7 protein-coding genes are annotated in these 8,473 nt (G+C 68.9%); 3 read left to right on the top strand and 4 right to left on the bottom strand.

Annotation, left to right across the window (positions count from 1 at the left end):
* Positions 1 to 3: 3 nt before the first annotated feature.
* Entirely contained in the window at positions 4 to 858 is an 855-nt protein-coding gene (locus AC1RLW_RS27070) for an AAA family ATPase (protein ID WP_447747080.1), read from the bottom strand.
* Between the two features lie 150 nt (positions 859 to 1,008).
* On the opposite strand from AC1RLW_RS27070, the gene AC1RLW_RS27075 reads away from it, so the two are divergent.
* Positions 1,009 to 1,701: a c-type cytochrome gene (locus AC1RLW_RS27075; protein ID WP_095948066.1), complete on the top strand. Its 693-nt coding sequence runs from the start codon at positions 1,009 to 1,011 to the stop codon at positions 1,699 to 1,701.
* 72 nt (positions 1,702 to 1,773) lie between these two features.
* Here AC1RLW_RS27075 and pcaG read toward each other — a convergent pair whose 3' ends face one another.
* Positions 1,774 to 2,385, bottom strand: coding sequence for a protocatechuate 3,4-dioxygenase subunit alpha (gene pcaG, locus AC1RLW_RS27080; RefSeq protein WP_159279303.1), 612 nt, complete (start codon positions 2,383 to 2,385; stop codon positions 1,774 to 1,776).
* A 12-nt stretch (positions 2,386 to 2,397) separates the two neighbouring features.
* Positions 2,398 to 3,120, bottom strand: a complete 723-nt coding sequence (gene pcaH / locus AC1RLW_RS27085) for a protocatechuate 3,4-dioxygenase subunit beta (RefSeq protein WP_307584532.1) — start codon at positions 3,118 to 3,120, stop codon at positions 2,398 to 2,400.
* Positions 3,121 to 3,223: 103 nt separating this feature from the next.
* Between pcaH and AC1RLW_RS27090 the strand changes: the two genes are divergently transcribed.
* The gene (locus tag AC1RLW_RS27090; protein ID WP_493195752.1) at positions 3,224 to 4,219 is read left to right on the top strand and encodes a LysR substrate-binding domain-containing protein; all 996 of its coding nucleotides are present in this window, start codon (positions 3,224 to 3,226) and stop codon (positions 4,217 to 4,219) included.
* A 4-nt stretch (positions 4,220 to 4,223) separates the two neighbouring features.
* Here the strand turns inward: AC1RLW_RS27090 and AC1RLW_RS27095 are convergent, their stop codons facing one another.
* Positions 4,224 to 4,658 carry a DUF1841 family protein gene (locus AC1RLW_RS27095; protein WP_062482964.1) on the bottom strand — a complete coding sequence of 145 codons (435 nt, stop codon included), beginning with the start codon at positions 4,656 to 4,658 and terminating at the stop codon, positions 4,224 to 4,226.
* A gap of 490 nt (positions 4,659 to 5,148) precedes the next feature.
* On the opposite strand from AC1RLW_RS27095, the gene AC1RLW_RS27100 reads away from it, so the two are divergent.
* Positions 5,149 to 8,473: hypothetical protein (locus AC1RLW_RS27100; RefSeq protein ID WP_493195786.1), on the top strand; the 3,325-nt coding region annotated here is incomplete at its 3' end.

The raw sequence follows: 8,473 nt of genomic DNA on the forward strand, positions 1-8,473 counted from the left end.
GGCCTAGCGGTTGTTGCGTTGCATGAAGACGAGCTTCTCGAACAGGGTCACGTCCTGCTCGTTCTTGAGCAGCGCGCCCACCAGCGGCGGCACGGCGACCTTGTCGTCCTTGCTCTGCAGGGCTTCGAGCGGAATGTCCTCGGCCACCAGCAGCTTGAGCCAGTCGAGCAGCTCGGAGGTCGAGGGCTTCTTCTTCAGGCCGGGCAGGTTGCGCACGTCGTAGAAGGTCTTCATCGCGGACGTGAGCAGCTCCTGCTTCAGGTTCGGGAAGTGCACGGCGACGATGTGCTTCATCGTCTCGGCATCGGGGAACTTGATGTAGTGGAAGAAGCAGCGGCGCAGGAAGGCGTCGGGCAGTTCCTTCTCGTTGTTCGAGGTGATGAACACCAGCGGACGGTGCTTGGCGCGGATGAGTTCGCGCGTCTCGTAGCAGTAGAACTCCATGCGGTCGATTTCGCGCAGCAGGTCGTTCGGGAATTCGATGTCGGCCTTGTCGATCTCGTCGATCAGCAGCGCCACCGGCTTGTCGGCCGTGAAGGCCTGCCACAGCACGCCCTTGATGATGTAGTTCTGGATGTCCTTGACACGCTGGCCGCCGTCCACGTCGGCCAGTTGCGAGTCGCGCAGGCGGCTCACGGCGTCGTATTCATACAGGCCCTGTTGCGCCTTGGTGGTCGACTTGATGTGCCACTGCAGCAGCGGCATGTCGAGCGCTTGCGCCACTTCCTCGGCCAGCATGGTCTTGCCGGTGCCGGGCTCGCCCTTGACGAGCAGGGGGCGCTGGAGTGTGATGGCCGCATTGACCGCCAGCATCAGGTCCTGAGTGGCGACGTAGTTGTCTGAGCCCTTGAATTTCATGAGTGGAGCGGAGGCAGGGTGGAGAAAAGAACACACTCGATCTGCATTGCGCAGTCTCTTGTGCAGCCCGCGCGAGGTTCCCGTGGGACCCTTGCATATAATCGAATGTTGATTCGAAAAACTGTATCTCCACGAGATTGTGCGCGCAAAATGAACAAGTTGTTGACCACGATGTTTGCCCTTGCTGTCGCTTGCGTGACGGTCTCGGCCCAAGCCCAACAAGTCACTGGCAAGGCCCAGGACGGAGCCAAGAAGGTCCAGATGTGCGTGGGTTGCCACGGCATCATCGGCTACCAGGCGAGCTTCCCCGAGATCCACAAGGTCCCGATGATCGCGGGCCAGAGCGCCACCTACATCTCGGCCGCGCTCACCGCATACAAGGGCGGTGACCGCAAGCACCCGACGATGCGCGCCATCGCCGACAGCCTCACCGAACAGGACATCGCCGACCTCTCGGCCTACTACAGCCAGCTGGGCGTGAAGGAAGGTGACGCACCTCCGGCCGCACCGGCCAAGGCCGCGTCCGAGAACGTCCAGGCGCTAATCGCGCGCGACAAGGACAACAGCTGCACCAAGTGCCACGGTGCCAACTTCAACACGCCGAACGACGGCACCGTGCCCAAGCTGGCCGGCCAGCACGCCGACTACCTGTTCGTGGCGCTGAAGTCGTACCGCGTGAAGAACAACCCCCACCTGGGCCGCTCGAACGCCGTGATGGCCGCACAGGTCGAACCCAAGAAGTTCACCAACGCCGAGCTGAAGACGCTGGCCACCTACATCAGCTCGCTGCCTGGCGAACTGAAGGTCGTGCCTGAATCGCGCCTGCATCACGCGCCTCAGTAAGCCAGGCCAGACTGGTATCCAAAGAAAAAGCCCGCTGATGCGGGCTTTTTTTCGTCCGGATTTTCCCGGGGGTCAGACGTCGAAGAAGGCCGTCTCGTCCGCGCCCTGCATGCGGATGTCGAAGCGGTACGTCACCGCGCCGCCTTGTTCCACGCGCTCGGCGATCAGCGTGTGGCGGCGATCGGCCGGCACGCTCTGCAGCACGGCGTCCTTCGCGTTGGCCTCGGCCTCGTCGCTGAAGTACACGCGCGTGAAGGCATGCAGCAGCAGGCCGCGCATGAGCACGATCACGTTGATATGCGGGGCTTCGCCGGGCGTTTCGGCGCCGGGCTTGACGGTGTGGAACACGAAGCGGTTCTGCGCGTCGGTGCCCGTGCCGACACGGCCGAAGGCGCGAAAGCCCAGGGCGCGCGCCTCGTCGGGCGTCTGCGGGTAGCGGCCTTCGCCGTCGGGCTGGCTGATCTCGACCAGCGCGTCGTTGATCGGGTTGCCGTCGCCGTCGATCACGCGGCCTTCGAGGCGGATGCGCTGGCCGCTGGCGGTGTCCAGCGCCAGCACGGCGTCGAAGGGCTGGTTGAAGTTGTAGCCGTACTGCGTGGCGGTGAGGCCGTAGGCGAAGTAGGGGCCCACGGTCTGCGAGGGGGTCTGGCCGAAGTCGGCTTCCTGTGCGGTCATCAATGGCATGGGGAATTCCTTTCAGCGGTTCTCGAACGGCGTTTCATCGGCGCCGCGCAGCACCATGTCGAACTGGTAGCCCAGGGCGTAGCCTTCCTCGGTGATGTCGAGGCTGAAGTCGGCAATGAGGCGGTTGCGGTAGCGCTCGGGCGTGCCGGTGACCATCGGGTCGTACTGCAGCAGCGGGTCGCCGGGGAAGTACATCTGCGTCACGAGGCGGCTGGCAAAGCTCTGGCCGAACAGCGACAGGTGGATGTGCTGCGGGCGCCAGGCGTTGGGGTGGTTGCCCCAGGGGTACGCGCCGGGCTTGATGGTGAGGAAGCGGTAGCGGCCCTCGCTGTCGGTCAGGCAGCGGCCCGCGCCCAGGAAGTTGGGGTCCAGCGGGGCGTCGTGCTGGTCGACCTTGTGCACGTAGCGGCCCGAGGCGTTGGCCTGCCACAGCTCGACCAGCGTGTTGGCCACCGGACGGCGGCGCTCGTCGAGCACCTGGCCCGTGAGGATCATGCGTTCGCCCAGCGGCTCGCCGTTGACGCGCGCGTTGCGCGTGAGGTCGTGGTCGAACTCGCCGATGCTGTCGTGGCCGTACACCGGCTGCTGCAGCTCGCCGAGCGAGGCCTTCAGCGGGATCAGGGGCTTCTGCGGGCCGCGCTTGCCGGTCGACTTGTAGCCGGGATAGATGTAGCTGGGATGGGCGTCCCAGTCGCGCGGGGTGAGGGTGGGCTGAACGCCGCCGGTCTTGGTCATGTACGTTGTCTCCTGTCGTGGGACGAATCCGAAGCCCGCACTGTAGAAGTCGCAATCAATGATGTAAATTGAAGATTGTTCCAGTTTCAATAACCAGAAGGCATTGAAAAAGTCTCCCGCCGAGCTTCGCCAGGATTTCGTGCGCAACGTGCAGCTGCGGCACCTGCGCGCCTTCGTCGCGGTCGCCCAGGAGCGCCACCTCGCGCGCGCGGCCGAGCGGCTGGCGCTGAGCCAGCCGGCGGTGTCCAAGACGCTGTCGGAGCTCGAGGCCGTGGTCGGCACCCGCCTGGTGGAACGCAGCCAGGCCGGCCGCCGCGGCGTGCAGGGCCTCACGCCGGCCGGCGAACAGCTGCTGGCCCACGCCTTGCGCGTGCTCGAAGCGATGGACGCCAGCGCCCAGGCCGTGGCGCCGGCCGCGGGCGGGCGCATCGAGCGCCTGCGCATCGGCGCCTTGCCCAGTGTGGCGCCCGCGCTGCTGCCGGTGGCGTTGGCGCGGCTGCGCGAGGGCTGGCCGGCGGTGCAGATCCTGGTGAAGAGCGCGGCCAACGCCGTGCTGTTCGACGAGCTGCGCGCCGGCGAGCTCGACCTCGTGGTGGGCCGCATGAGCGATCCGCGCCTCATGGGCGGCCTGAGCTTCGAGCTGCTGCACACCGAGCCGCTGGTGTTCGCCGTGCGCGCCGGCCATCCGCTCGCGCTCAAGCCGGCGCCGGTGCAGGCGGTGCTCGACTATCCGCTGGTCGTGTACGGCGAGGGCACGATCCCGCGCCACAACACCGAGAGTTTTTTGTCGGCGCGCGGCCTCGCGCTGCCGCGCAATGCCCTGCAGACGCTCGACGTGGCGGTGGCGCGCGCACTGGTGGCGGTGTCGGACGCGGTGTGGATCACGCCGCTGGGCGCCGCCCGCAGCGAGCTGGCCGACGGCCGCCTGGTGCGCCTGCCGATCGACACCACCGGCACCGAGGAGCCGGTCGGCCTCCTGCAGCGCAGCGAAGCCGAGCCGTCGCCGCTGCGCGCCGCGATGGCGGGGCTGCTGCGCGAAGCGGCGAAAGCGCAGGGCGCGTTGCCGTCGCGAAAGGGAACGCCGCGCGCCGCCGGCTGATCGCTCAGTCCTTGGTTGCCCGGCGCTGCACGCACGCTACGTAGCCATCGCCATCTGGGGGACGCCCCGCGCGCTGGCTCTCCCACATCATCTGGCCCAGGCAATCCATCGCCTCGTGATGCGCATGCAGCAGCGAGCCGCGGCGCGCGGCCAGCAGCTCGACGGCCTGGCGGATGCCGCGCGGCTGGTCGATGGAGCACTGCTCGCTGATCGACAGGTGCATCGACAGATGCAGGAACGGGTTCTCGCGGCCGTTCGATCCGTCGTAGACCCGCGCCACGGCCGCGTCGGCGTCGATCAGGTCCTCGTGGTACTCGGGGTGCTCGTCGATCCAGCCGGCCGCGATGGTCTCCAGCGGCTCCATCGGCAGGCCCTGCCGGTGCTTGGCGTACACGTCGCAGAAGAAGCGGCGCACGTCTTCCTGGGAGGGATTGAACATATATAGAAGAGAGAAGAAGGAAAGAGAAAAAGCGGGTGGCGCGGCGTGGGCGCCAGGGCTGTGGAAAGTGCGCGTGACACGCCCGGCGTTCCGGGTACGAGGCGTTACATCGTTACGTAACGAATCGCGAATTGACCTCCTTACGGGCTGTTTCGGAGGCCGGTGCGTTGCGCGGTTTTCAGAAAAATATCCATACAAATCAATCACTTGAGGCGCCGATGGCGCGGCGTTGGCACGGCGGCGGAAAAGCGGCACGCAAGTTGCCCCTGTAGATGCATCTTTTGTCACAGAGGCTGCCATGACCGCTCCACAAGCATCGACCGTTTCGACCGAAGGGCTCGCCGCCACTGGCGCGCCCGTGGTTCTCGCCCAAGCCACCGTCACGCCGCTCGGCACGCCGGGCATCAGCGCCGGCGCCTCCGCCGCGCCTGCGGCCGTGGCGTCGCCCAGCGTGGGCACATTGTCCAATGCTACGCCCGGCGTTGCAGTGATGCGCGAGGGTGTCCGCATTCCGGTGGACGGCAATCAGACCCTGATGGCCGGCGACCGCGTGATCGTGCCGGACGGCGGCCAGGCCAACGTGCTGTTCCCCGGATCGGCCTCCAACAAGGCGCCGCTGGCCGGCGTCTTCACCGGCGGCACCGATGCGACCATCGGCTCGACCAAGCTGCCCGGTGGCCTCGAACAAGTGAATGTGGACGTCGCCTCGGGCGACCTGCAGGTGACCCCGCCGGACAGCGACGCCGATGCGGCCGCTCTGGCAGTGACCAAGAAGACCGCGGCCGGCAGCGGCATCGGCCTGGGTGAATTCGCGCTGGGCGCCCTGGGCGCCGCGGCGCTGGGTGCTGCACTGAGCGGCGGTGGCGGCGACGGTGGCACCACCGGCTTCCCGCTGTTCGTGGGCGGCCCGGGCGGTGAGTCCGATGCGGACGCTGACTCGGACTCGGATTCCGACTCGGACTCTGACAGCGACTCGGATTCGGACAGCGACTCTGACTCGGATTCGGATTCGGATTCGGATTCGGATTCGGATTCGGATAGCGACTCGGATTCCGATTCGGACTCGGACAGCGATTCGGACTCTGACTCTGACTCCGACTCGGACAGCGACTCCGACAGCGATAGCGATAGCGACTCGGATTCGGACAGCGACTCTGATTCGGACTCTGACTCGGATTCGGACAGCGACTCCGACTCGGATAGCGACTCTGATTCCGACTCGGACAGTGACTCGGATTCAGACTCTGACTCGGACAGCGACTCTGATTCGGACTCGGACAGTGACTCCGACTCTGACTCCGACTCCGACTCGGACTCGGACTCGGACTCGGACAGCGATTCCGACTCCGACGCAGACGCCGACCACCTCCTCGACCCAGCCGACGGCATCGTGGGTGGCGTGGTCGACGGCCTGGATGACGCGCTCGGCCTTGGTGGCTCGCTGACCCCGGTGGCGGGGGTGGTGGATGACCTGACCGACGTCGTCGACGACGTGCTCGCTCCGCTGCTCGGCGAAGAGTTCCAGGCCAACAACCCGAACCAGCTCGACCCGATCGACGACACCGTCGGCAGCATCACCGACCCGCTCGGCGAAGCGCTCAGCCCGGTGCTCGATCCGCTGCTCGGTGCCGGCGCCGCCGGTGCCATCCTGGACGGCCTGCTCGGCCAGGTCGACTACGTGACCGACGCGCTCAACAACGGGCTCGAGAACCTCGTCGGCGACAACGGCATCGTCAGCGGCCTCACCGACGCCCTCGGCCTGGGCGGTGTCACCGACCAGCTGCTGGGCGACGACGGCGCGCTCGGCGGCCTGCTCGAGAACGTGCTCGGCGAAGGCAGCCTCGTGGCCGGCGTGCTGGCCGAAGACGGCCTGGTCGGTGGCCTGCTGGCACCGGACGGCCTGGTCGGCGGCCTGCTGGGTGAAGACACCGCCGTCGGCGGCCTGCTCGACACCGTGCTCGGCGAAGACGGCCTGGTCGGCGGCCTGCTGGGCGACGGCGCCGTCGGCAACCTGACCGGCGGCCTGCTCGGCGCGGACGGCCTGCTGGGCGGTCTGCTCGGCGACGACGGCGCGATCGGCGGCCTGCTGGGCGACAACGGCCTCGTGGGCGGCCTGCTCGGCGGCGACGGCGCACTGGCCGGCCTGGCTGGCTCGGAAGGCCTCACCGGCGAACTGCTCGGCCAGGGCGGCCTCATCGACAGCCTGCTCGGCCAGGACGGCGCGATCTCCGGCCTGCTCGCCGACAGCCCGCTGGGCGGCCTGCTCGGTGGCGACGACGGCCTGCTGGGCGGCGTGCTCGGCGGTGTCATCGGCGAAGGCGGCCCCATCGGCGGCCTGCTCGGCAACGACGGCCTGGTCGGCGGCCTGCTGAGCGACGACGGCTTGCTGGGCGGTGTGCTCGGCAGCGACGGCCCGTTGGGCGGCCTGCTGGGTGACGACGGCCTGGTCGGTGGCCTGCTCGGCGATGCCGGCCCCATCGGCGGCCTGCTCGGCGGCGACGGCGTGCTGGGCGGCGTGCTCGGCGACAACGGCCTGGTCGGCGGTCTGCTCGGCGGCACCGGCCCCATCGGCGGCCTGCTCGGCGACGACGGCCTGCTCGGCGGCCTGCTGGGCGACAACGGCCCGCTGGGTGGCCTGCTCGGCGGCGACGGCGTCGGCGGCCTGCTCGGACCGGACGGCGTGGTCGGTGGCCTGCTGGGCGAGGACGGCCCCGTGGGCGGCCTGCTCGGTGAAGAAGGCCTCGTCGGCGGTCTGCTGGGCGGCGTGCTCGGCGGCATCGGCGGTGGCGGCACCCCCGGCACCGGCGCGGCCCTGCTCGACCCGGCCGACAGCGTGGTGGCCGGGCTGGTGAACGGCCTGAACAACGGCGTGCTCGGCGACCTCGGCCTGGGCGACGTGCTGGCCCCGGTCTCGCAACTGACCGACAGCCTGACCGACACGGTCGACGGCCTGCTGGCCCCGGTGCTCGGTTCCAGCTTCACGCCGAACGACCCGAACGTGCTCGACCCGGCCGACAGCCTCGTCGACGACGTGACGGACGGCGTGGGCGGCCTGGTCAGCCCGGTGGTCGACCAGCTGCTCGGCGCCGGCGCGACGAACGGCCTGCTGAACGCGGTGGACACGCAGGTCGACTTCGTGACCGACGGCGTGGCCAACCTGATCGGTGGCGATGGCCTGCTGGGCGGCGTGCTGGGTGGCGACGGCGGCCTGCTGGGCGGTGTCCTCGGCGGCGACGGTGGTCTGCTCGGCGGCGTGCTGGGTGATGACGGCCTGCTGGGCGGCTTGCTCGGCGGCGAAGGCGGTCTGCTCGGTGGCGTGCTCGGCGAGGGCGGCCTCCTGGGTGGTGTCCTCGGCGGCGAAGGTGGCCTGCTCGGTGGCGTGCTGGGCGACGACGGCCTGCTGGGCGGCTTGCTCGGCGGCGAAGGCGGTCTGCTTGGTGGCGTGCTGGGTGACGACGGCCTCCTGGGTGGCGTCCTCGGCGGCGAAGGCGGCCTGCTCGGCGGCGTGTTGGGTGACGACGGCCTGCTGGGCGGCTTGCTCGGCGGCGACGGCGGTCTGCTCGGTGGCGTGCTCGGCGACGACGGCCTTCTGGGTGGGGTCCTCGGCGGCGACGGCGGTCTGCTTGGCGGCGTGTTGGGTGACGACGGCCTCCTGGGTGGCGTCCTCGGCGGCGACGGCGGTCTGCTCGGCGGTGTGCTGGGTGACGACGGCCTCCTGGGTGGCGTCCTCGGCGGTGACGGCGGTCTGCTCGGCGGTGTGCTGGGTGATGACGGCCTCCTGGGTGGCGTCCTCGGTGGTGACGGCGGCCTGCTCG

Source organism: Variovorax sp. GW822-FHT04A09, from assembly GCF_058801005.1.